At 46.0% G+C, this 21447-nt stretch carries 22 protein-coding genes and 2 pseudogenes; 13 read left to right on the top strand and 11 right to left on the bottom strand.

The features are described from left to right. The 4 genes and pseudogenes from IQ270_RS18200 to rpsB all read right to left on the bottom strand — a co-directional run. A pseudogene (locus tag IQ270_RS18200) lies at positions 1–305 on the bottom strand (DNA helicase RecG); the annotation flags it as partial. Between the two features lie 216 nt (positions 306–521). Then, positions 522–1574, bottom strand: a complete 1053-nt coding sequence (locus IQ270_RS18205; RefSeq protein ID WP_228056477.1) for a hypothetical protein — start codon at positions 1572–1574, stop codon at positions 522–524. A gap of 343 nt (positions 1575–1917) precedes the next feature. After that, a complete protein-coding gene (gene tsf, locus IQ270_RS18210; protein ID WP_193974562.1) occupies positions 1918–2577 on the bottom strand; it encodes a translation elongation factor Ts in 660 nt (219 codons plus the stop codon). A gap of 362 nt (positions 2578–2939) precedes the next feature. Continuing rightward, positions 2940–3770 carry a 30S ribosomal protein S2 gene (rpsB, locus tag IQ270_RS18215; protein WP_193974563.1) on the bottom strand — a complete coding sequence of 277 codons (831 nt, stop codon included), beginning with the start codon at positions 3768–3770 and terminating at the stop codon, positions 2940–2942. Positions 3771–4116: 346 nt separating this feature from the next. Between rpsB and IQ270_RS18220 the strand changes: the two genes are divergently transcribed. From IQ270_RS18220 to IQ270_RS18240, 5 genes are all read left to right on the top strand, one after another. After that, complete coding sequence (locus tag IQ270_RS18220; protein ID WP_339384221.1) at positions 4117–6435, top strand: cation:proton antiporter; 2319 nt, start codon at positions 4117–4119, stop codon at positions 6433–6435. Between the two features lie 324 nt (positions 6436–6759). Next, the gene (locus IQ270_RS18225) at positions 6760–7266 is read left to right on the top strand and encodes a hypothetical protein (RefSeq protein WP_193974564.1); all 507 of its coding nucleotides are present in this window, start codon (positions 6760–6762) and stop codon (positions 7264–7266) included. A gap of 9 nt (positions 7267–7275) precedes the next feature. Beyond that, positions 7276–7458 carry a hypothetical protein gene (locus IQ270_RS18230; RefSeq protein WP_193974565.1) on the top strand — a complete coding sequence of 61 codons (183 nt, stop codon included), beginning with the start codon at positions 7276–7278 and terminating at the stop codon, positions 7456–7458. A gap of 92 nt (positions 7459–7550) precedes the next feature. Next, positions 7551–8177 carry a DUF3038 domain-containing protein gene (locus IQ270_RS18235; RefSeq protein WP_193974566.1) on the top strand — a complete coding sequence of 209 codons (627 nt, stop codon included), beginning with the start codon at positions 7551–7553 and terminating at the stop codon, positions 8175–8177. Between the two features lie 2 nt (positions 8178–8179). Next, positions 8180–9319 (top strand): DUF4335 domain-containing protein, encoded by a 1140-nt coding sequence (locus IQ270_RS18240; protein ID WP_193974567.1) that lies wholly within the window; start codon positions 8180–8182, stop codon positions 9317–9319. A 284-nt stretch (positions 9320–9603) separates the two neighbouring features. On the opposite strand, the gene IQ270_RS18245 is transcribed toward IQ270_RS18240, so the two are convergent. Beyond that, entirely contained in the window at positions 9604–11676 is a 2073-nt protein-coding gene (locus IQ270_RS18245) for an abortive infection protein (protein ID WP_193974568.1), read from the bottom strand. 167 nt (positions 11677–11843) lie between these two features. Further along, complete coding sequence (locus tag IQ270_RS18250; protein ID WP_193974569.1) at positions 11844–12515, bottom strand: hypothetical protein; 672 nt, start codon at positions 12513–12515, stop codon at positions 11844–11846. Between the two features lie 350 nt (positions 12516–12865). Here IQ270_RS18250 and IQ270_RS18255 point away from each other — a divergent pair, with 350 nt between their 5' ends. Together IQ270_RS18255 and IQ270_RS18260 are read left to right on the top strand one after the other, a co-directional pair. Next, the gene (locus IQ270_RS18255) at positions 12866–13780 is read left to right on the top strand and encodes an OmpA family protein (RefSeq protein ID WP_193974570.1); all 915 of its coding nucleotides are present in this window, start codon (positions 12866–12868) and stop codon (positions 13778–13780) included. A 191-nt stretch (positions 13781–13971) separates the two neighbouring features. Further along, positions 13972–14142, top strand: coding sequence for a hypothetical protein (locus IQ270_RS18260; RefSeq protein ID WP_193974571.1), 171 nt, complete (start codon positions 13972–13974; stop codon positions 14140–14142). A 30-nt stretch (positions 14143–14172) separates the two neighbouring features. Here IQ270_RS18260 and IQ270_RS18265 read toward each other — a convergent pair whose 3' ends face one another. After that, the gene (locus IQ270_RS18265) at positions 14173–15285 is read right to left on the bottom strand and encodes an AI-2E family transporter (RefSeq protein WP_193974572.1); all 1113 of its coding nucleotides are present in this window, start codon (positions 15283–15285) and stop codon (positions 14173–14175) included. A gap of 96 nt (positions 15286–15381) precedes the next feature. Here IQ270_RS18265 and IQ270_RS18270 point away from each other — a divergent pair, with 96 nt between their 5' ends. The 3 genes from IQ270_RS18270 to IQ270_RS18280 are packed head-to-tail and all read left to right on the top strand — an operon-like array spanning position 15382 to position 17077. Next, on the top strand, positions 15382–15771 hold the full coding sequence (locus tag IQ270_RS18270; RefSeq protein ID WP_193974573.1) for a type II toxin-antitoxin system RelE/ParE family toxin: 390 nt from the start codon (positions 15382–15384) through the stop codon (positions 15769–15771). Then, the gene (locus IQ270_RS18275; protein WP_193974574.1) at positions 15764–16093 is read left to right on the top strand and encodes a helix-turn-helix domain-containing protein; all 330 of its coding nucleotides are present in this window, start codon (positions 15764–15766) and stop codon (positions 16091–16093) included. The genes IQ270_RS18270 and IQ270_RS18275 overlap by 8 nt, the downstream gene beginning before the upstream one ends. 33 nt (positions 16094–16126) lie before the next feature. Then, the gene (locus IQ270_RS18280) at positions 16127–17077 is read left to right on the top strand and encodes an alpha/beta fold hydrolase (protein ID WP_193974575.1); all 951 of its coding nucleotides are present in this window, start codon (positions 16127–16129) and stop codon (positions 17075–17077) included. A gap of 91 nt (positions 17078–17168) precedes the next feature. Here IQ270_RS18280 and cysS read toward each other — a convergent pair whose 3' ends face one another. Next, entirely contained in the window at positions 17169–18665 is a 1497-nt protein-coding gene (cysS, locus tag IQ270_RS18285) for a cysteine--tRNA ligase (protein ID WP_193974576.1), read from the bottom strand. A 184-nt stretch (positions 18666–18849) separates the two neighbouring features. Next, complete coding sequence (locus IQ270_RS18290; RefSeq protein WP_193974577.1) at positions 18850–19425, bottom strand: Uma2 family endonuclease; 576 nt, start codon at positions 19423–19425, stop codon at positions 18850–18852. A 288-nt stretch (positions 19426–19713) separates the two neighbouring features. On the opposite strand from IQ270_RS18290, the gene IQ270_RS18295 reads away from it, so the two are divergent. Next, complete coding sequence (locus IQ270_RS18295; RefSeq protein WP_193974582.1) at positions 19714–20001, top strand: hypothetical protein; 288 nt, start codon at positions 19714–19716, stop codon at positions 19999–20001. After that, a complete protein-coding gene (locus IQ270_RS18300; protein ID WP_193974578.1) occupies positions 20001–20444 on the top strand; it encodes an Imm30 family immunity protein in 444 nt (147 codons plus the stop codon). The genes IQ270_RS18295 and IQ270_RS18300 overlap by 1 nt, the downstream gene beginning before the upstream one ends. A gap of 18 nt (positions 20445–20462) precedes the next feature. Here IQ270_RS18300 and IQ270_RS18305 read toward each other — a convergent pair whose 3' ends face one another. Together IQ270_RS18305 and IQ270_RS32365 are read right to left on the bottom strand one after the other, a co-directional pair. Next, positions 20463–20804, bottom strand: coding sequence for a XisI protein (locus tag IQ270_RS18305; RefSeq protein ID WP_193974579.1), 342 nt, complete (start codon positions 20802–20804; stop codon positions 20463–20465). 7 nt (positions 20805–20811) lie between these two features. After that, positions 20812–20889 carry an element excision factor XisH family protein gene (locus IQ270_RS32365; RefSeq protein WP_193974583.1) on the bottom strand — a complete coding sequence of 26 codons (78 nt, stop codon included), beginning with the start codon at positions 20887–20889 and terminating at the stop codon, positions 20812–20814. A 205-nt stretch (positions 20890–21094) separates the two neighbouring features. On the opposite strand from IQ270_RS32365, the pseudogene IQ270_RS18315 reads away from it, so the two are divergent. Further along, a pseudogene (locus IQ270_RS18315) lies at positions 21095–21367 on the top strand (tetratricopeptide repeat protein); the annotation flags it as partial. Positions 21368–21447 lie beyond the last annotated feature (80 nt).

Genomic DNA, 21447 nt, shown 5'->3' on the forward strand with positions numbered 1-21447 from the left:
GGTCTGACTTGTGTCGTTTGTTCTTCCCAAACTTGCTCCATTTGTCTGAGAAAACTCACCGTAATGGCGATCGAATGCTGGCGCGCTTCGAGATCCTTCTGCGGGTAGATGTCAAATTCCACAGCAAGTTGTCTAGCTCGATCGCGCGCAGTAGCAGCCGCCACAGCACCGGCCAACTGTCTCAAGCTCAGGCCCAGAAACTCGCTGAAGCGGTATTGACTGCCCTGGATGTCGTTAAATCCGCGATCGGCTTCTACTGAGAGAGCTTTTTGCAATCGCTGCCATTCTGGTTGGTTGTTAGTCATCAGTTATTAGTTATTAGTTATTAGTTATTAGTTATTAGTCATTAGTTATTAGTCATTAGTCATCAATCATCAATCATTAGTTATTAATCATAGCTCAAGAATTCCAGACAACTGTCAACTCTCAACCACTAACGAAGAGGGCGGGCACTCACAGGCACCGCCCCTACCAACTGCCAACAACCAACTGCCAACTGCCAACAACCAACTGTCAACTGACTAATCTTCAAACCAACTCGATCGCCAAGCCGACTCAGCCTCCACGATAGCAAGTTCCCGCTGCTTTTTCTGGTAATCGCGCCCTAAAGAGTTTAACCTCACACAGAGGTTGCGAATTTGCTGCCGCCAAGCCGCAGTTCCCGCATCGGCAAACTCTATTTCCGCCAGCCGCAGTTTAATCGCTGTAATGTGCAGGGCCTTAGTAAGCGACGGTTGTCCTAATTTTGGCGGTGCCTGCAAGGTATCAGTTTCAATGATTAAGTTTAATAAGTTAGGCGGCCCGGCAACGCTGTCGCCGGAGGATTCAACACCCGAAGCAGCTTCTATCACAGGTTCTGGCAATTGACTGGGCAAAATTCCCGACTGTTGCAGCAAGCGGTTGGTGTCGCGAGAAAGCAGTTTGATGATATGGGCGATCGACTTTTCCATACTATTTTGCCAGCGCGCCAAACTTTCGGGAGAATTGGCAGTTGGTAATTGGTAATTTGCCAATGAAAATAGATAATCAATGGCGGAAACTTCGTTTTTTTCCTCTTCTTCTTCTTCTTCCTCTCCTTCTTCTTCTTCTCCTTCTTCTTCTTCTTCTTCTTCCTCTCCTTCTTCTTCTTCTTCTTCTTCCTCTTCCTCTTCCTCTTGTTCCTTTTCTTCCTCGTCAGAGTCACTCGTGACTAGAGAACACAATTTTTCCTCCGACGCGACAGCCAAAGCCCTTACAGACTGCTGCATTTTTTGCCGCCCTTCTAAAGACAACTTGAGAAACGACTCCGGTACTGATTGAGTGCAAAGGTGGTAGCAAGCCAAAATTAACTGCTGTCGCACCGCTTGTCCCAACACAGTTAAATAACCTTCATAGGTACTGCGAAACTCCAAATTCAAGGCTGCTAAAGCCTCTTCTACTCCTGCCAAATCTTGCTCTATTCGCTCTTTTGGTCGCACCATATCTCTCGTATAAAATTCAAATAGGACGTATAAAACTAAAAAATCGTAGGGTGTGTCGCCGTAAACAATCTCTAAATTCAATCGACAATCTGGAGTGTCCGCACCTAATATCATTTCCGGTTACACCGTCAGGTGATGTTGACGGTTGACGGTTGAGTGTTGAGTGTTGAGTGTTGACGGTTGACTGTTGACTGTTAACTATAATTTATTATTCCGATGAAGACAGGATTTGATCTAACACTTCCGATCCGTGGTAACAAAGCCAACACTTGTTTTCTAGTACAATTTTCGATAAATGATATTAGGTGCGTCACTATAGATTGTCGATATTTGTTTGGTATTTTTTTAGGGTGACGAACCCTACGACTACTTGAAAGTCATTTTTTAATTTTTAATTAAAAATGTGAAAAGCTAATTTTTCACATTTTTAATTTCAATTTCCAATCTGAATTGGGGATTATTGAGCACCCATTTGGGCGGCAACTTCATCGGCAAAGTTAGCTTCTTCTTTTTCAATGCCTTCGCCCAAGACAAAACGCACGAAGCGGCGCACTTGGACATTTTCTCCAATTTGGGCGATCGTTTGTTTAACCAACTCTTCTACCGAGATATTCTGATCTCGAATAAAAGGCTGATCCATCAAAGATAGCTCTTTCATGCGCTTGTCAATGCGGCCTTGAACAATCTTTTCTTTGATATTGTCCGGCTTGTTGCCCAAGTCATCCTTGCCCATTTCTATTGCCTTTTCTCTTTCGACAATTTCGGCAGGAATATCTTCAATTTTCACATATTCCACATTCGGGCAAGCTGCAATTTGCAACGCAATATTGTGCACCAAAGCTTGGAATTCTTCGCGGCGCGCCACAAAATCAGTTTCGCAGTTAACTTCCACGAGCACTCCCACGCGGCCGCCTGTGTGGATGTAGCTGCCTACGATCCCTTCTGAGGCAACCCGTCCGGCTTTTTTGTCAGCCCCGGCCAGACCTTTTTTCCGCAGCCACTCAATGGATGTTTCGACATCGCCTTCGTTTGCAATGAGGGCTTTTTTGCAGTCCATCATGCCAGCGCCGGTTTTGTCGCGCAGTTCTTTAACAAGTTTTGCAGGTACGTCCGCCATCTTCTTTAAGTTCCCAATCAAAATTAGTTATTAGTCATTAGTCAGTAGGGGCGGTGCCAAGAGTGCCCGCCCTCTTAGTTATCATTAGTCATTAGTCATTAGTCATTAGTTACTAATCTTAATGTTAATGATTGGACAGGAGTGAAGAAATACCTACTCGGTCTTAGGGCGCACCTTGTAGGTTTAGCGCCAGAATTAATTCTGGCCCTGACACAACGAATGCTTTTGCCATAACTCTACTAATGACTTAGAATCGTGCCTGGTACAATTAAAAATCAAAAATATCCAACTAAAAATAATTATTATTTTTAATTTTCAATCTTTAATTTTTAATTGCCTGGTGTCAGATTCCGATCGCAATATTAGCTTTCGGTTTCTTCGCCTTCAGCCTCAGCGGCTTCGTCGGGGTCTACATAATTGGGGTCATCCAATTCTTCGATTTCGCCATCATATTCAGCGCCGTCGTAGCCACCTTCGTAGTCGTAATCGTCGTCACCTTCGCCGCCTTGCTGACCGTGACGACCTTCGTAGATGGCATCAGCCAACTTGCCGACAATCAGCTTGATCGATCGAATAGCATCGTCGTTTGCCGGAATCGCAATGTCAACCAAATCCGGGTCGCAGTTGGTGTCCAACAGAGAGACGATGGGAATTCCCAACTTTTGGCATTCCAACACTGCATTATACTCGCGGCGCTGGTCTACGAGCACCACTCCGTCGGGAATCTTCCGCATAGACTTGATTCCGCCCAGGTATTTCTGGAGTTTTGCCATTTCTCGGCGCAGTACCGAAGCTTCTTTTTTCGGCAGCAAATCGAGGGCACCGATTTCCTCGCGGCGTTCCAAATCCTTGAGGCGTTCGACGCGGGACTTAATCGTCGTCCAGTTGGTGAGCATTCCCCCCAGCCAGCGCTGGTTGACGTAATAAGCACCACAGCGTTGAGCTTCTTGGGCTACAATCCCGGCTGCTTGGCGCTTCGTACCCACGAACAAAAACTTTTTGCCTTTTTCTGAGGCCACTCTCATGTACTCGTAGGCGTCTTCCATAAGCTGAGCGGTTTGCACGAGGTCGATGATGTGAACCCCGTTGCGCTCTGTAAAAATGTATGGAGACATTTTCGGGTTCCACCGGCGGGTTTGGTGTCCGAAGTGAACCCCTGACTCTAACATTTGAGCCAAACTGACTACTGGCATTGTATTTGTAACTCCTGTATTCGGGTTAATCCTCCACCCGGTTGTATTTCTGAAGGTTTGCGCCCTCGAAACACCCGAAAACCCGGATGTGCGAATTTAAACAACTCCTCTAGTTTATCACAGCGCGTGCTAGTTTTTCTGACTATCTTGTGTCCCGAGGGTTGGGTTATCCGTAGGTTTGGGCGGGCGGTATGCGCCCGATCGAGATTGAGTTCGCGGGTTTGGTGCGGGGTGCGCGCGCTGCGGTTAAAGTTAGTCGATCGGGCTTTTTAGAAAAAACCCTAAATCCACATAGTTAGGTTGCCAAAGCCTTTGTTAGCTTGTGAGACAATGACGTTGTGGGTGCGTGTCTCGTGCCTTCTACCTTGGATCGAGCTTTTATGCAATTTGTTCGATCGGCAATTCTGCCTGCTTTACGAGTTTCCTCTCGATCCGCCAAAATCCCAAAGCTCAAAACACCATGCCCATCCCCATTCTCGTCTTGCTGGAAGTTCTAATTGTGATTGCACTTTCGAGACTTGTCGGTTTAGGATTTCGAGCGATCAAACAACCTCAAGTCATTGGAGAAATTGTAGCAGGAATTATGCTCGGGCCTTCTCTGTTTGGCTTAGTTGCACCCGCCGCCGCCGCAGCACTTTTTCCAGCCGAGGCCGTTCCCTTCCTCAACGTGCTGTCTGAAGTGGGGCTAATATTTTTCATGTTCTTGATTGGTTTAGAACTAAATCCCAAGTATCTCAAAAACAATTTAGATGTAGCGATTTTAACTTCCCACGTCAGCATTTTAGTGCCGTTTTCCCTGGGAAGCATTTTAGCATTGCTGCTGTACCCGATTGTTTCAAATAATAGCGTTTCATTTACAGCCTTTGCCCTGTTTTTGGGTGCTGCGATGTCAATTACGGCGTTTCCGGTGCTGGCAAGAATTATTACAGAGCACAACTTGCAGAATACAAAATTGGGGACGCTGGCCCTGACTTGTGCTGCTGTAGATGACGTGACGGCGTGGTGTTTGTTAGCGGTGGCGATCGCAGTTACTCGAACTAATTCGATGCTGGGCGCTTTGCCGACCATTATTGAATCTTTAGTTTACATTGGTTTCATGATGACTGTAGTCCGCTGGTTCTTGCAGCGGCTTTCCAAACACTACAACCGCACGGGCAGATTAACGCAGTTAGTGCTGGCGGGAATTTACATGGGAGTTGTAGCTTCTGCCTTAATTACTGAATTGATCGGCATTCATTTGATTTTCGGTGCATTTTTGCTCGGTGCTGCTATGCCGAAAAATGCCGGACTCACCAGAGAGTTAGCTGAGAAAACCGAAGATTTTGTTTTGATATTTCTGCTGCCAATCTTTTTTGCTTACAGCGGTTTGCGAACTCAAATTGGCTTGTTAAACAGTCCTGAATTGTGGCTGCTGTGCGCCGCAGTTTTGGGAGTAGCAATTATTGGCAAATACGTCGGAACTTACACGGCTGCTAGAGTCTGCGGCATCAGTAACCGAGAAGCTTCTGCGCTGGGTTGGATGATGAATACTCGCGGTTTGACTGAACTAATTGTATTGAATATCGGTCTTTCTCTGGGTGTAATTTCGCCGGTGCTATTTACAATGTTAGTTATTATGGCGTTAGTCACAACTTTTATGACTTCCCCGCTGTTAGAATGGACTTATCCAAAACGGTTAATTCGGTTAGATATTTCAGAAGTTAGCTCTGAGGATTCAGAGTTAGAAGATTTGCCAATTGCTAGGAACAGCGAAGAAACAGTTAAGAACTTGCTGAAAACTTATCGAATTTTAGTACCGGTTGCTAATCCTAGCACGCAGAAGGGTTTGCTGCAACTAGCGGTAGGGCTGGCGCTGCCGGCTGCGGGTACGGGCGGTAACGATTTGCAGTCGGCGGCGGTTCATCCTCTAAGTTTGATAGAATTAAATGAGGATTATGCTTTTGAAAGTACGCCTGCAGAAGCCGATCGCATTATTCAAGAGCGCCACTCGAAATTATCAGAATTAATTGATAGTTTGGAAATGCCGGAGGCGAGAAAATTCGTGCATCCAATCATTCGGATTACTAAGGATGTGGCGCGGGAAACGGCGCAAATTGCGGAACTCGATCGCGCGGATTTGATTTTGGTAGGATGGCACAGGCCTACTTTTAGCAGCAACCGTTTGGGAGGGCGTGTCGGTCAAATTCTCAGCAGCGCTAAGGTGGATGTAGCAATTTTTGTTGACAGAGGCCGGGAACGGTTGAATAATTTGTTAGTGCCTTATGCGGCAAATATTCACGATGATTTGGGCTTAGAATTGGCGCTGAGATTGTTATTTAATAGCGAGGAACGCCGTTTGACGGTGCTGCGGGTGGGGGTAAACGGGTTGGAGGGAAATGAGCTGAGTTACGAGTTTCAGCGAGTGATGGAACAGTTGCCGCTTGAGGTGCGATCGCGCATTGAAACTCCGATTGTGGAGGCTGCTGAACCAATTCAAGCGGTGATTGCTGCTTCTGCTAATGCTGATTTGACTATTGCGGGTACGAGTCGGGAGTGGGGAATTGAGCGCCAAACTTTGGGACAGTATACTGATGAATTGGCAGTGCAGTGTCATTCTTCGCTGCTGATTGCGCGGTGTTACGTTAAAGTGCGATCGCACTTGGCTTCGGTACTTCCTCAAAGGTAGTCAGTTGTTGGTTATTGGTTATTGGTTATTGGTTATTGGTTATTGGTTATTGGTTATTGGTTATTGGTTATTGGTTATTGGTTATTGGTTATTGGTTATTGGTTATTGGTTACTTGCTACGAATTTCCACTTTCCAATTCTCAATTTCTAATAACAACTAACAGCTAACAGCTAACAGCTAACAGTCAACAGTCAACAGCTAACAGTCAACAGTCAACAGTCAACAGCCAACAGGTAGGGGCGGTGCCAAGAGTGCCCGCCCTCTGAGCCAACCGCCAACAGCCAACAGTCAACAAACAACAAATAACAAATAACCGAAAAACTATGCCTCATTTTAACGTTAAAATGTTAACATTTTACGGTATTTCTATCGCGTTTGTGGCGGTACTTTTTAAAGTAGTAACTGCTTACGGCGAAACAAATTTAAAGGCTCCTCCGGCAATTGCCGGAAGTTATCGCTTTGATGCGAAAGACTTGCCAGAATGTCTGAAATCAGATAGTTTGGTATTGACAATCGATCAATCTGGTGTTTATTTGAGCGGTAATTTGCGATCGGGCAGCAGCCAGAGCGATGGCGAAAAAACAGCGGAGGAGAAACCTTCTTTAGTTGGCAAGTGGGAAACTCAAGGATTGAGCTTGTCGGGCGCGGTTCCTAATTTAGCCGGTTGCAGCGACTCGATCGCGATCGGTCAAAACAGTTCTGTTAAACTGCGAGCAATTGTGGACGAAGAAAGCCTCAAGGGAAAAGTTAGTCTGACGGATCGGGCGGCGGCTAGTGATTTTACGGCTCGAAGAGAAGTGGCGGCGAAACGCCAGAAGCAGGAACATTGATCGATCGCAATGGGGGAATCGGGAATCGGGAATTGTCAAATTCTCTCCAACTTTCCCTTTCTCCCTGTGGCGGAGCAAGAAATCAAAAAGCTTCCAGGGCTCTGGTGGGGAAGCGGGCGGTGTTTGATCGAACTCCCGCAACCGGAGCTCGCCCGCGACGGTCGGTTGCTGCTAGATTTAAAAGACACATAAAAGTGAATGATAAAAATAAAGTATCCCAGAGGAGTCCTTGGTTGAGAATTTGTCATGCCAAAGACCCCGCATAACCGTATAGTTTGTTTGGAATGGATGTTGCCGTGATCTTAATGCCGTCAGAAACTTTGCTTACCGAGTCAAACCCGTTGATTTTAGACAGTTTGCCAGACTTGTCGCCCAACGGTGGCGGGTGTCCTCGCCGCGCTAGATTGCAAATTGACTTGATGTTGCTGGCGATCGAAGCCTTGTATCTCGGAGGTGCGGAAGAAATGCTGGCAGTGTCAAAGGAACTGGAATTGGAGTCAATTATCAAAAATCGGGTTGCCCTTTGGCTGATGCGTAATACTAACCCGCTGAGACGCTATACGCAGCGCCGCTCCCTGACTGTTGTGGAGGCAAAAGCGCTGGTGGCGATCGCCTGCAATATGGCGCGCAAGTTAACCGCGACAATTCGCCAGTTGCTGCAAGATTCGCAGCAGTTGCGATCGAGAAATATACCTCTCAACCAGAACTTGCAGCTTGCAGATTATTTAGAACGCTTTCGAGCTCATTTTCGATCGCGCATGAACCCGAAGCGATCGGTAGTTGCAGCTTACAATTCCGACGACAAGCTCAACGAACTAGCTTTAAACTTGTTGAGCAAACTGCTGTTTTGTACGGGAACGGCCGGAATGCAGCGCTTATGGGTTAGCCTGTTTGATGGAGAAGTGGAATAAAAATGACTATTAGGCGTCAGTACAGTCTGCCAAATTGCACCTTAGTTTTAGAAGGCTTGAGCGATGGCTCGGCAGCCAGCCAGTTAGATATGCGGCCGGTGCTTTCCATACTAATGAGCGCTGAATGTTATGTGAAAGGTTTGGGCGAGCCCCTCAGCGGGGGACGGGAGTTTTTTGAAAGCTTGGTGAGGGCAGTCAGCAGCTACGCTCAAGAATTTATGAGCGGAGTGCATTATCCCGATCGCTACGGTCCGAATTTGAGCATGGTGCAGTTGCACAGAATTGACGGGAATTCGCACCGGTTGACCGTTCTACCCGCCGAAGCAGGCAGCGCGACCCAAATCGATCGAAAAACAGAAATCTCAGCAGAAGTAGATTTGACAACGGTACAGCTATTTGACTTGGTAGAGGCGATCGATCAATTTTTTGCCGACACCCAGACGCTACCGGAATTGTCGCTGCAATTAACCCCAATTTCCAAGCGTTATATCAAGTCGGCCGAACCTTTGGCGAAGCGGAGTTTGCCTGCTGTCGTGGGGGTGTCCAGTTTAGCTTTGGCTGCGATGGCGTTTTTCTTGGTGCCGATGCCCCAAGTCCAGCGCCCGAGAGATCCGGTACCGCAGCCCAATCCTGCGGGGCAGAATCAGGGCACGCCGAATCCGGGCGGTTCCGGTTCGCCGACTCCCAATCCTAGGCCTGCTGACGGTTTGCTACCGGGAAACAAAACTCCTAACCCTGAATCGAGTTCGCCGACTCCGAGCCCCGCGCCACAGTCGGACGCTTCGCCCCAGAGCACGCCCAGTTCTGTTTCCGAAGGTTTGTCAAGTCCTGGTGCCGCAGCCGTGCCGATTACAGATGCGGCGGAAATTGAGCTGTTGAAGGGCAAACTTTCCCAGCAAGTTGACGGAGTTTTGAAGGATAAGCCTGCGGTTGATGGGGAGTTGGTTTATCGGGTGAGTGTGGCTAAAGACGGGGCGATTGTCGGTTACAAGCCCCAGAATTCGGCGGCAGTCGATCGATCCGAAGCGCCGTTATCGGAATTGCTTTACAAACCGATTGGCACCAGGCCGCCGGCGGAACCCCTGGCTGATTTCCGAGTAGTTATTGCACCGGGCGGCACTGTTGCAGTCACTCCTTGGTAATGCTTGATGGTTGACTGTTAACGGTTAACGGTTGACTGTTGACTGTTAACGGTTGACTGATACCAAATCCGGCTTTAATACCCCCTCAATCTCTTAGTCTGCGGAGGCAGACTTGGTTTTTGTAGTAGCGATTTCAATCGCCGAATCATCTACAAACCAATTCCTCAACTCTGAGTCTGCGGAGGCAGACTTGGTTTTTGTAGAAGCGATTTCAATCGCCGAATCATCTTCGTTTGACAAGACACGGTTTCAACCGCCGTCTTTTTCTTATATGATAATTTTACTCAAAATCCTGTCGGCGCGCGAGGCTCAATATCTCGATCGAATCCCCCCACTTGATTGGTGCGGATTATCCACAAAAACGCTCCTTGTTTTAACAGAATTTTAGCAATTTCATCTTGGGTGCGTCTCGGCAGCATTGTTCGGTAACTAATAGCAGCTTTTAGCAGGTTCGCGATTCCCGAAAACCAGCTTTTTTTCTGTTCCGAATCAATCCCCGCCAATATCGTATTTTTGCGCCAATCAGGACGGACAATACCGAGGGGCATTAATACTTTTTCTAAACTCTCTCCCAAAGCTACTAACTGATAAAATTTTTCGGTTTGTGCGTCGGTGGGATGTGTTTTTAGCCAATCTTGAATCTGAGGATTTGACTCGATTTCGGCAGTGATTTTTTTAATGGTAGCGTAAATTGCCTGACTCGAATCTTGGACGCAAGAAGTTGCTGGCGTGACTAAAGTTGCACCGGTGCCATCTCCGCTGCGGTAGCGCGCCATCATGATATCTAGTTGTTGGTTTAATTCGGTTAAAGGCGACAAAATGATTCCTTCAAAATCGTAGTCGCAACACACGCAGTCTAATTTACAAATGATATCGCAAACCGGGCGATCGCCCAACCAGCCGCGCTGCAAGTCTCCCATATAACTTTGCCATTTGCTCGAACCGGCGACAATTCCGTCGGGATTGTGGGCGTATACTTGTTTGTATTCTATGTCAAAACGCAGTTCATCGGTAAATCGATCGCGCACCACTTTTGCTAGTCCCAAAGAAAAATGTCCGGTGACAATTCCCAGCGGTGCAGATTCGCCTTTTTTGCCGCCGATACCGCCGAAACTGTGAATCGCGATGCCGATATCTCCTTCTTCCCAAGGAGAGTTTAAAGCATTTTCTGTAGCCTCACTTGGCATTAACAATACTTTTTTGGCTTTGCCTTTTTGATCTTTTGTATTTAACCAGTTTTCATCTTTTAAATAAGCGAGAGATTTTCTGAGTCCGAAATGTGTTTCATCTGGTATTAACTGAGTAATTTGGCGCGGTTCAATTGCCTGCACTACAAAAATACTCTCTTCGTCTCTTTCGCCGTAAATGTACCAGCCCTCTGAATTTAATGGCGATTGTTCTATCAGGTGATTTGTAGACCTCGCTATGCCATTTTTGTCAGGATTTACTTGCGGAATTTGAATGATTTCGGCTGCGCCATCAAATTTTTGGGATTTTTTGTTGAAATGCCGCACAATAAATTTGTTGCTGTCGGGTTCTTGGCGCTGTAAAATTGAAACTAAGGCGCACAAACGTCCGATAATTTGTACTGGTTCGCGATCGATAATTAGTTCCTGCTGGCCGCTGCTGTGGTTGATGGCAATCACCGGCCTCCGCAGCATCACAGTCACACTGTCTTCGAGTCTGCTTCCTGCTAAAGTTTCCAAAGGGCCGACATTTCGCCAGCCGTTTAATCTATCTGGATGGATGTTACCAGATTTTTTGCTTTTTTTAGTTTGTTGTGTGAAGTTGATATCTTGAGTGACTGCGTGGACAAAAAATTGCACTTGGCGATTTGCTAGCCACTTCAAAAATGCTGTTTTGCCAATGAAATTTTGGTATTTTTTCGGGGCATTTATTACTTCCAAAAACACTGTACCGTAGGGCTGGCGCTGTTCGGTGCAGGGCAAAATTAAGCGCCCTTGCCAAAGAGCGATCGGCTGGTAGAGATGGGCAACTGCTGCTGAATTTTCGCAGGTAATCTCCGGCTCTATCGCTTCTAAAATATTGTTTTCTGCTCCCCAAATAATATTGAAATCTCCGTCATTTTCTACAAATTTTGGCTCTAAAAAAATGTTGTTTGTTTCATAATTATTGGAGGTTAAATCGCCTTGATTTTGCATTCTATTTTTTCGATAAAGATGGCGTCTTTCCTCTAATTTTCCCTGCAACCAATTGATAAAAATCCGAATAAAAATGAAAGCTGTCAAACTGAAAATGACAGCCAAAATTATCAGCCCCAGAGTCAAAATAAATTGCTCGAAAGATTGACCCAAAAGTAACATAATTGTGGGTCTGATAAAATAAGATGCTGCCATAAGTGAGTCCACCTAATTAAACATAAGATATAGATGGCTAAAAAGTTTGCTGCACAAGCATTCTTCCTTCTTCCTAATGACGTTGTACGGAAAGCTCGGAGACGACAGCAAAACATGACTGATGACTAATGACTAATGACTGATGACTAATGACTTCTACTTAATATCTAAAAACGATTTTTAGGTTCGCTCCAGTCTGTGCTGGCTTGAGTGCCGAAAACTAGGGGTTTGTCTTCGCTGACAGCTACCGTTTTACCCGTCATATCGACTGCACAAAGAGGCCAAACTCGATCGCCCAAATGGCCGGCGCGGAACAGAACTTCTCCGGGGCAAAGTTGACTCCAACCCAACAATACAGCATGAGTGTAAAGACTGCGAGCGGGAGCAACGGTATAAGTGTAATTATCATTTTTATCCCAAATTACCGCGTAGTCCGACATATCCGAAGAGTTGAACAGCGCTTCAAATTCGCGGGCGAGAACGCGGGAACCCTCTTGATTCCAAGCAACAGGCACTAAAATGGCGATCGTCCCGGACATATCTGTGTCATCGCTAGCATACATTCCGCTTTCCGCCAGCGGCGAAGCGGCCGCCACTGTTTGCAGTTCCCCGGTTTTGAGATTTTCCACAAACATGACGCTGCTAACCCGACAACGGGAGAGTTCCGGCTGCACTTGCAACTCAATTCGACTGTAAGCCGCGTATTGGCCGTTAGTTGAAACCAGGGAAGGACTTCGATAGTAGCGGAGGCCTGTGCCGGCAGTGGAACTCACTTTAGCATGAGTGGCGCTAATCCATTCCCAAGGAACGGGATGAGGGCTATTTAAAGGGTCAGTCATCGGTTTTTTTCCAAAAATTATACAGCATTATCTAACAAATTCAGGCTGACACCCCGGGACAAGAAACCCAGTTTCTCAGCAGATGTTGGCTAAATCCCAGATTTGGAGAAACCGGGTTTGTTTTTGAGGTGTTAGATTTGTCTTCCAATCTAAACTCTCATCTCAAATCCGAGTAGAAACCCGGTTTCTACCTCTATGCTGCGCCGCTAAACGCCAGATTTAGAGAAACCGGGTTTCATTTTGAGATTGTAGATTTTTTCTCCAATCTAAACTCAAATCGAATATTCTCAAATCCCATAGGTAAGATAGTATCGAAATTAATCTGGTATGTGTACTCAGAGGGAGGCAATATGAGGCCATCTTTTAATCAAAAACCTTCAATCCCCCCGACTCGCGTCTCCAAGTCGCGGGGACAAGGTGTGTTTTTGCTGTCGCTGATATTTCGACTGCTGCTGCTGGGGGTAGGCAGCGGTTTTGCGTGGGTGTTGGGGATGGCGATCGCCCAAATTTATCCTTCTAACACCGTCCAGATGCCACTAGCCGAGAGATTGCTGCGCCTAACTCAAAATTTGACCCCCAGCCCGCAACGCGCACCAGCAAGGCAAATTCCGGCGCTTCCCGCACCAACCGCTACACCCAGTCCCCAGTCAAAAGTCAATCCTGCCTTGAGAGAGAAATTGCAGGGAGATTTACGCCAGTTGCAGGGGGAACTGAATGCGCTAATTGGTCGCACGGCGGCTTTGGAGAGTCAGTTGGGTAGCAGCCGCCCGACGGAAACTTTGGAAAAGCGTTTGCAGTTGATGTCGCGGGAATTGGCAGCGCCGGAAGCGACGGCAATTCCTACTCCTGTTTTGCCCGCGATTGCCGGCAGCAGCCCGAGTCTGAACCCTGAAACTGTGAATAATTCGGTGTTTGGAGGAGATGGGCTGATGGTAACTCTTCCCAGCGATGTTTTGTTTGATAGCAGCATTTCTTTGCGCGCGGGCACGAGTGCGATTTTGGACAATTTGGTGGCGGATTTACGCAGTTATGAGGGGGCAACGGTGCGGGTTGCCGGCCACACTGACGACGCGGGGGAAGAGGCGGAAAATCGCAACGTGTCCTTTGCGCGGGCTCAGGCTGTGGTGCAGTATTTGTCTGGCGTGCTCGGCCAGCAATATCATTGGGTGGCGATCGGCTATGGGGAAAGTCGCCCTTTGGTGGATAATAGTTCCGATCTCAATCGGCAGCGCAACCGCCGCATTGAAGTGGCAATTAGTCCTTAGTTATTAGTTGTTAGTTGTTAGTTATTAGTTATTAGTCATTAGTCATTGGTCATTGGTCAGTAGTCATTGGTTAGTAGCACCGGATTATTTGTAGGATGTGTCGCCATCAACCATCTCTAAATTTGACAAATAAACTCAGGGCGACGCACCGGATTATTTGTAGGATGTGTCGCCATCAACCATCTCTAAATTTGACAAATAAACTCAGGGCGACGCACCGGATCAAATATTTCTGGAAACAAGCCTTTGACGAGTTTGGTGTTTGTGGAAATAATTTTAATGAATGGTATCAGGTGCGTCACCCTGAGATTGTCGATATTGAGTTAAGAATTTTTCATGGCGACACACCCTACAACTATTAAAATCAGTAAAATATTCCCTCTCTCCCTCTCTTACGCCGAAGGTGTCAGAGGAGGCAAATTAGAATTATTTTTGGCTTGATTTATTGCCTCTCGATGTTCGTTCCTCAGCTTTGGTTTTAAATACAAGTTCTCAATCAAAGCAGCCACTCCCGCAAACCAAGGCGGTACAATGATTGCGCCGATAATTCCCAATACTTGTACGCCTCCCAAGACAGACAGCAATTGATACAAAGGATGCACGCCAACCGAGGAACCAACCAGCAAAGGATCGAGCACATAAGTTTCCAAGTTTTGGATGATTACAAATAACAGCAATACCCACAAAACTAGCCAGCCACCTTTAGCTAGAGCTACAATTAATGCGGGTACTGCTCCCAATACTGGGCCGATGAAGGGAATCAGGTTGGTAACACCTGCGATCGCACCCAAGCCTAAAGCAAATTCCGGCATTCCTAAAATGCTCAAACCTGTGGTAATAAATATCCCTAAAATTCCCGAAACTAAGACCCGCCCCCGAATATAACTCCCCATTCTTTGACCAATCGGCGTAGCTTGGGCTGCCAATCTTTCGTCCCAAGGTTTGGGGAAAAACTGTACTAAACTTTGAATTAATGTGTCGCTATCGGCAACCATGTAACCTGAAATAAATAATGCTAAAATTAAGCTGAAAACACCTCCTAAAATGCCTCTAGTTAAACTGTACGATCGCAAAATGAGTTGTTGGCTCGATCGAATCAGCCAATTCGTCAGCGATTGAGTGTCCACCAACTGACCCACCAGCGCCGGGGCATCGTCGGTGAGGCGACTCAATAGATTAGTTGCTACAGTTTCCAGACTTTTAACGTAAACTGGTAGCAGTCGCACCAGTAACTGGATTTGCTCAATGATTGTCGGGCCGATTAACACTACCGCCCCGCTGAATCCGCCGATCAGAGTTAAATAAACCAGAATCACCGCCAGCCAGCGGGGAAGGCGCATGGTTTGGGCCCAATTGACGATCGGGACGATCGAAGCGGCGAGCACGACTGATATCATCAAAATTACTAGCAGGCTCCGCAATTGCCACAGCAGCACCAGCAGCAAGGACGATGCTACAACTATCAGCAAGTTAGGTAAAGAAATAGTGATCCGCTGTTCTGACATGATTATTCTGACAAAATTGAGTAATGATATTGTTGTCGATCGTATCACTCTCTATTTTATGATAAACAATATGATATAAATAATATAATTAAGATTATGAATTCGCTATTAAAACCCGTTGAATGGATCGGCAGTTCCCGTGACGACTTGCGCGAGTTTCCTGAAGATGTCCAGCAAATTATGGGTTTTGCTTTGTACCGCGCTCAACTGGGTAAAAAGCATCCTGATGCTAAACCGCTTAAAGGATTTAAAGGTGCTGGCGTTCTAGAAATTGTTGAGAATTTTGATGGAGACACTTACCGATCGGTATACACCGTAAAATTTGAAGGAATAGTCTATGTTCTTCATGCTTTTCAAAAAAAATCAAAGCAGGGAATTGCTACCCCCAAGCAAGATATAGATTTGATTGAATCTCGACTTAAGCGTGCCAAAGAACACTACAAAAAATATTTAGAACAGCAAGAATTGGAGGAACAAAATGACTGAAGAAATCAAAGTGCATTCCAGTAGTGGAAATGTTTTTGCTGATTTAGGGCTAGCCAATCCAGAGGAATTACTGATTAAGGCAGAACTAGCTCATCAGATTAGTGAATTAATTTCGGAACGCCAACTAACCCAGAACCAAGCAGCAAAGCTATTAGGAATCGATCGACATACACTCTCAGCATTGATGCGCGGTAAATTATTAGATTTCTCTACGGAACGCCTATTTCGTTTTCTCAACGCACTCGGCAGCAACGTAGAGATTCGGATTGCCCACTCGCCACCAAATGTTCAAGCTAAAACTCACATTGTCGTTGCATCATAAGTAAACAAACAAGTAAAAAATTAAAAGATTAATATGCAATCACCACCTTCAACCCAAGATTTGTCCGCCATTTCGTCTATTAAATCACCAACGCTGTTTTACGAATGGCAAAAATATCGCTGTGCTTACGATATTTACAGCCCAACTAATGCGACAGAAGATAGCATACCTTTGTTATTAATTCATCCGATCGGAGTTGGATTGTCAAGAGTCTTTTGGCAGAGATTTTGCGAGAGTTGGTACAAAGCAGGAAATACCAATCCAATTTACAATCCCGACCTTTTGGGCTGCGGCGATTGCGAAATGCCTGCTGTGGCTTGCTATCCAGAGGATTGGGCGGCACAGTTGCAGTATTTCTTGGAGACTGTAGTAAAAAAACCTGCGATCGTCCTGGTGCAAGGTGCTTTACTGTGTGTAGCCTTGGAATTAGCAAAAAATCAGCAGGAAAGCGGCTCAAATTTAATTCGCGGATTAGTCCTCGCGGGGCCTCCAGCTTGGGCGGTGATGAACAAACATTCGACAGAGAGACAGCAAAGAATTGTCTGGAATTTGTTAGATTCTCCCTTGGGAAACGCTTTTTACCGCTACGCCAGACGCGCTGAATTTTTGCGATCTTTTTCAATCAAACAACTGTTTGGCGATGCGGCAAAAGTTGACAGCGAATGGTTGGATGCTTTGCAGGCTGGGGCGACTAATCCTGACAGCCGTCACGCAGTTTTCTCGTTTTTGGCGGGGTTTTGGCGGCAAGATTATAGTACCACGATTCAACAGTTTGCGAATCCCGCACTCGTTATTATGGGAGAAAAAGCCTCAAGCATCAGTCAATCGGGTAAGGAAGAAAAACCAGAGGAAAGATTAGCGCAATATTTGGCTAACTTTCCCAACGCAGAGGGTTTATTAATGCCGGGGCGCAACGTTTTACCCTACGAATCCACCGCAGAATTTGTCGGCGCGGTTGCGGAGTTTGTCAATGGGAGTTTTTAACCGCAGATATCAGCAGATGAACACAGATGAACGCGGATGGAATTTCATCTGCGTTCATCCGCGTTCATCTGCGGTTAAAAAACTCTAAATTTCAACTCCGGTGCCAGATGGTTGTACCATCTTTTTGATCTATTAAAGTAATTCCCTTGTCTTTAAGTTCGTTGCGAATGCGATCGCCCTCAGCGAAATCCCTAGCTATCCGCGCATCCTTCCGCTGCTGAATCATCGCCTCAATCTCCCCATCACTCAAACCGCCAACCGCATCATCGCTGTCAGCTTCCGGCTGCACCTCCAAGCCCAAAACCCCCGCCAAATGCACCAAAGTCAGCCACTTTTGTTGCAACAATTCCGGCGAAGTTTCAGTTTTTCCCTGATGCACCAAAACATTGCTTTCCTTACCCAATTCCTTCGCCAGTTCAAACAAAACAGCTAAAGCAGCCGGAGTATTGAAATCATTGTCCATCGCTGCTTGGAATTCCTGCACAGCTTTGGTATCTTGTCCAGTTTTCTCAACATCCCAACTCAGTTTATCGGCATATCGGAGTCCAAAAAGCAAGCCTTCGTTGATAGTATTCCAGCCATTTCGAGCAGATGCGATCGCCTCTTCGGTAAAATCTATCTGACTGCGGTACTGGGCTGTTAACACAAACAGCCTCACCGCCATCGGTTCCACCGCTTTTGACTTCTCGCTTCCTTCCAAAGCTGTATCGCCCGACCAATTCCCCTCCAACAAATCGCGAATTGTAATAAAATTGTGCAAAGACTTCGACATCTTTCTGCCGTTGACAGTCACAAAAGCATTGTGCATCCAATAATTAGCCAGAGACTTACCAGTCGCAGCTTCAGATTGAGCAATTTCGTTTTCGTGATGGGGAAAAGTTAAATCGGAACCGCCACAGTGAATATCAATAGTTTCGCCCAAGCAATCGCGCACCATCGCCGAACATTCAATGTGCCATCCGGGGCGACCTTTTCCCCAAGATGATTCCCAAAAAGGTTCACCGGGTTTAGCGCTTTTCCACAGGGCAAAATCTGATGAATCTTGCTTTTTTTGAGCTTCTATTTCTGCGGTTTCTAATCTGCCGCTAGCCCCCGCTTCCATTTCTTCCAACTTGCGGCCCGAAAGTTTTCCGTAGTTGTCAAACTTGCGAACGCTGTAGTAAACGTCGCCGCTGTTCGCATAGGCAAAACCTTTGTTTTCTAACTCATGAATCAGCCGTTTGATGCCGTCTATTGAGTGGGTGGCGCGGGGATATTCATCGGCCCTGAGAATATTTAGTTTGTCCATGTCGGCAAAATATTCGTCGATGAAGCGTTGGGCTACGGCTTCCATTGTGGAATTTGTTTCGCGGGCGCGATCGAGTATTTTGTCATCAATATCGGTAAAATTCTGGACGTAGCGCACATCGTATCCGCGCCACATCAAGTATCGGCGCACCATGTCCCAAACAATGTAGGCGCGGGCGTGGCCGACATGGCAGTAATCGTACACCGTAACGCCGCAGCAGTACATCCGCACCTTTCCTGGTTCGATCGGGTCAAAAGGTGATTCGCGACGGGTCAAGCTGTTGTAAAGCGTTAGGGGCATGGGATTTGAGATTTGGGATTGACGTACTGCTCTAATTTATTATATTGCGGTTGGTGAATCTTTTTGCAACTGTATCAATCGGCGGTTGAAACCGCAGCTATACAAACGAAGTCGGCATTCTACATACTCGGCGGTTGAAACCGCAGCTATACAAACGAAGTCGGCCTCCGCCGACTGAGAGAAACTACCAAACATCTGTTAAATCTAAGACAAATCCTGGCAATACATCTTCCCCGGATAATGTGCTGGGATTATTTAATATTTCCACATCTTGACTTTGCCTGTATATCTCGACTTTCTGGTTTTTGCGATCGATTAACCAACCCAAACGCGATCCATTGGCGATGTATTCTCGCATTTTTTCTCGCAATGGTTCCATGTTGTCAGATTTAGATCGCAATTCTACAACAAAGTCTGGACAAAGGGGAGCGAAGCCTTCTTGTTGTTTGGGTGTGAGAGTTTGCCACCGTTCTAATTTAACCCAGGAAGCGTCTGGGGAGCGATCGGCATCATTGGGCAGTTGAAAACCAGTAGAAGAGTCAAATGCTATTCCCAGCTTGGTTTGGCGGTTCCACAGCCAGAGTTGTCCTGACATATCTTGGTTTCGTTTGCCTGTGTCGCTTCCTGTCGGGGGCATAACAATTAATTGTCCTGTAGCACTTCTCTCTAGTCTTAAGTCACGGTTGACGGCAGCAATTTGCTGGAACTGTTCGTGAGTTACTTGGAAGGTTTGGGGAATGGTAATGGTAGTTTTGAGCATACTGTCCGGTTTTGCGATCGGCTATTACCTATTCTATTGTGTCACAAAAGATTGCAAGGTTATATCGGCTTTTTAAAGTAACCTTGTACTAATTATACAAAGCTTTGCTATTCCTTCATCATAAAATTATGAAATATTGCGTAGCTGAAATATGTAGGAGAAAAGATCGTAAATAACATACCTCAACTACTTCCTGGAGAATGCGCTGTCGGACTCTACAATCGGTTGCTGGAAACTGGACGTAGAGGCGATAATCTAACACCGCACCACATTCCTTCTCATGCGTTTATGGCTGCAAAAGTTCCTGGCTACACCAAAGGCATGGGTATTGCTATGATGATGGAACACCCTATGCCCGGTCAGGGAGGTCGTCATCGCCAAACTATCTCCTATGGACAATCCCCCAATCTCAGTGTTTCACCAAGAAATGTATTGGCTAGAGAGATTAGGGATGCACAATCGATTTATCGCTGTCAGGGACTTTATGGATCAGAGATTAGACGCAGCTTGCAGGAAGTTATCCGGTTAAATAAGTTAGTTTGGTCGAGATTTTTTGACAAGGAAGGTAATAGCTGATGAAAGAAAATATTTGGATTAACATTTTAGAAACAAATAAATTGATGCGATCGCCTGATGAAGTGACAGCTTTTGAAAATGCTTTAGCTTCACTTGCAGATCGTCCTCAAAATGAAGATTTACCGGATTTACATCTGATTTTAGACGATCGCTGCGAACAACCAGAAGTCATGTTTGGTTTGATTCATTTTCTAGAATCTTTTGATGTGTCAGCACAGATGCAAGCATTTGTGACAGTTGTACCGCAATTAATGCTCGTTGCTTCGGAGTGGACGAGAATCCTCCACAGCCGCATTTTAAATGATGATGATGCTTGTCGTTTGTATCGAGATATTTTGCATTCATTGAACTCCGAAGAACCTAATTTTGTTCGTCAATTGCTGGAAGAAAGCGCTAGTTATTATTTGAACAAGCGGGAGGCAAAATTAGAGTTAGCTAGGTAAGTTGGATTTATGTTGTTTCTAAGCTACGGCAAAATCTGTCAAAGGGCGATCGTCTGGATGGTGAAAAGCCAGCACTATATCGCTTTGAGGAACTCCTTCTTTTAAAAGTTCGTTGGCGATTCCTTCTTCTGTCCAATCTTCTTCTATCCAAATTTTATTATTTTTAATCTGGATGCAAACAGTAATTCCTCTGACTCTTTTATTTTGTTGCCATCCTACCTGAAACCAAAGATATCGATCGCGCTTTTCGTCAAAGGCTAGAAGCATCTCTGTGTTGGCTGCGGTTTGGTTGGCAAAAAGGCGATCGTACTCGCTCAAAATCTTTTTGATTAGAGTGCGATAGTTCTCTATCTTATCCATTGGCTAATTACCTCCGATTGAATTTCCAACCTTCTTTGATGAGCGCTTGTTTGACAGCATCGTGGTAGAGATCCTTGGCAGGCATATTCGGTTTTGGCGATCGAGCTTATCGATCAATTATACAGTAGATATCGTAGGGTGCGTCGCCATCAGTCATCTACTTGGGAACCCGCAAAGTCTGATAGCGACGCACCCTACAAGGACTCTCGTTTGCACAGACTATAAATAATTTTCCGACATATAATTAGAGAACCTAGAGTGGGAATCGAAAGTAATGGCAGAACAATCTAGCAATAATCCATGCGAATCAAGAAGAAGTAGAAAAGGCGATCGCATTTTATCAACAATCACTCGAACTTAAGGAAAAAATTGGCGATGTTCAAGGGAAAGCTGCTACTTTCGCAATGCTTGGACAGTTGTTAGCAGCGCAGGGAGATTTTGACCAAGCTTTGAATTATTTACAGCAGTCTTTGCAGATTTTACAGCATTTGCGATCGCCCGACGCGGAGATAGTGAAACGCATTATTTCTAGGATTCAGCAGATGGCTGGAGATCGATCGTAAGTTTGCGCGCGGGATTTAGAAACCGGGTTTCTCGCGAATATCTCGTGAGGATGCGTAAAATCTCATAGAAACCCGGTTTC

The organism is Microcoleus sp. LEGE 07076 (assembly GCF_015207455.1).
Classification (GTDB): Bacteria; Cyanobacteriota; Cyanobacteriia; order Cyanobacteriales; family Microcoleaceae; genus Microcoleus.

Coding starts and splice junctions, on each gene's coding strand:
- IQ270_RS32365 (WP_193974583.1), bottom strand. CDS start 20,889: ATGCCTGCCAAGGATCTCTACCACGATGCTGTCAAACAAGCGCTCATC.
- IQ270_RS18240 (WP_193974567.1), top strand. CDS start 8,180: ATGACTATTAGGCGTCAGTACAGTCTGCCAAATTGCACCTTAGTTTTA.
- cysS (WP_193974576.1), bottom strand. CDS start 18,665: ATGCCCCTAACGCTTTACAACAGCTTGACCCGTCGCGAATCACCTTTT.
- IQ270_RS18235 (WP_193974566.1), top strand. CDS start 7,551: ATGGATGTTGCCGTGATCTTAATGCCGTCAGAAACTTTGCTTACCGAG.
- IQ270_RS18275 (WP_193974574.1), top strand. CDS start 15,764: ATGACTGAAGAAATCAAAGTGCATTCCAGTAGTGGAAATGTTTTTGCT.
- IQ270_RS18245 (WP_193974568.1), bottom strand. CDS start 11,676: ATGGCAGCATCTTATTTTATCAGACCCACAATTATGTTACTTTTGGGT.
- tsf (WP_193974562.1), bottom strand. CDS start 2,577: ATGGCGGACGTACCTGCAAAACTTGTTAAAGAACTGCGCGACAAAACC.
- IQ270_RS18300 (WP_193974578.1), top strand. CDS start 20,001: ATGAAAGAAAATATTTGGATTAACATTTTAGAAACAAATAAATTGATG.
- IQ270_RS18290 (WP_193974577.1), bottom strand. CDS start 19,425: ATGCTCAAAACTACCATTACCATTCCCCAAACCTTCCAAGTAACTCAC.
- rpsB (WP_193974563.1), bottom strand. CDS start 3,770: ATGCCAGTAGTCAGTTTGGCTCAAATGTTAGAGTCAGGGGTTCACTTC.
- IQ270_RS18270 (WP_193974573.1), top strand. CDS start 15,382: ATGAATTCGCTATTAAAACCCGTTGAATGGATCGGCAGTTCCCGTGAC.
- IQ270_RS18255 (WP_193974570.1), top strand. CDS start 12,866: ATGAGGCCATCTTTTAATCAAAAACCTTCAATCCCCCCGACTCGCGTC.
- IQ270_RS18230 (WP_193974565.1), top strand. CDS start 7,276: ATGGGGGAATCGGGAATCGGGAATTGTCAAATTCTCTCCAACTTTCCC.
- IQ270_RS18250 (WP_193974569.1), bottom strand. CDS start 12,515: ATGACTGACCCTTTAAATAGCCCTCATCCCGTTCCTTGGGAATGGATT.
- IQ270_RS18265 (WP_193974572.1), bottom strand. CDS start 15,285: ATGTCAGAACAGCGGATCACTATTTCTTTACCTAACTTGCTGATAGTT.
- IQ270_RS18305 (WP_193974579.1), bottom strand. CDS start 20,804: ATGGATAAGATAGAGAACTATCGCACTCTAATCAAAAAGATTTTGAGC.
- IQ270_RS18225 (WP_193974564.1), top strand. CDS start 6,760: ATGCCTCATTTTAACGTTAAAATGTTAACATTTTACGGTATTTCTATC.
- IQ270_RS18280 (WP_193974575.1), top strand. CDS start 16,127: ATGCAATCACCACCTTCAACCCAAGATTTGTCCGCCATTTCGTCTATT.
- IQ270_RS18205 (WP_228056477.1), bottom strand. CDS start 1,574: ATGATATTAGGTGCGGACACTCCAGATTGTCGATTGAATTTAGAGATT.
- IQ270_RS18295 (WP_193974582.1), top strand. CDS start 19,714: ATGGCTGCAAAAGTTCCTGGCTACACCAAAGGCATGGGTATTGCTATG.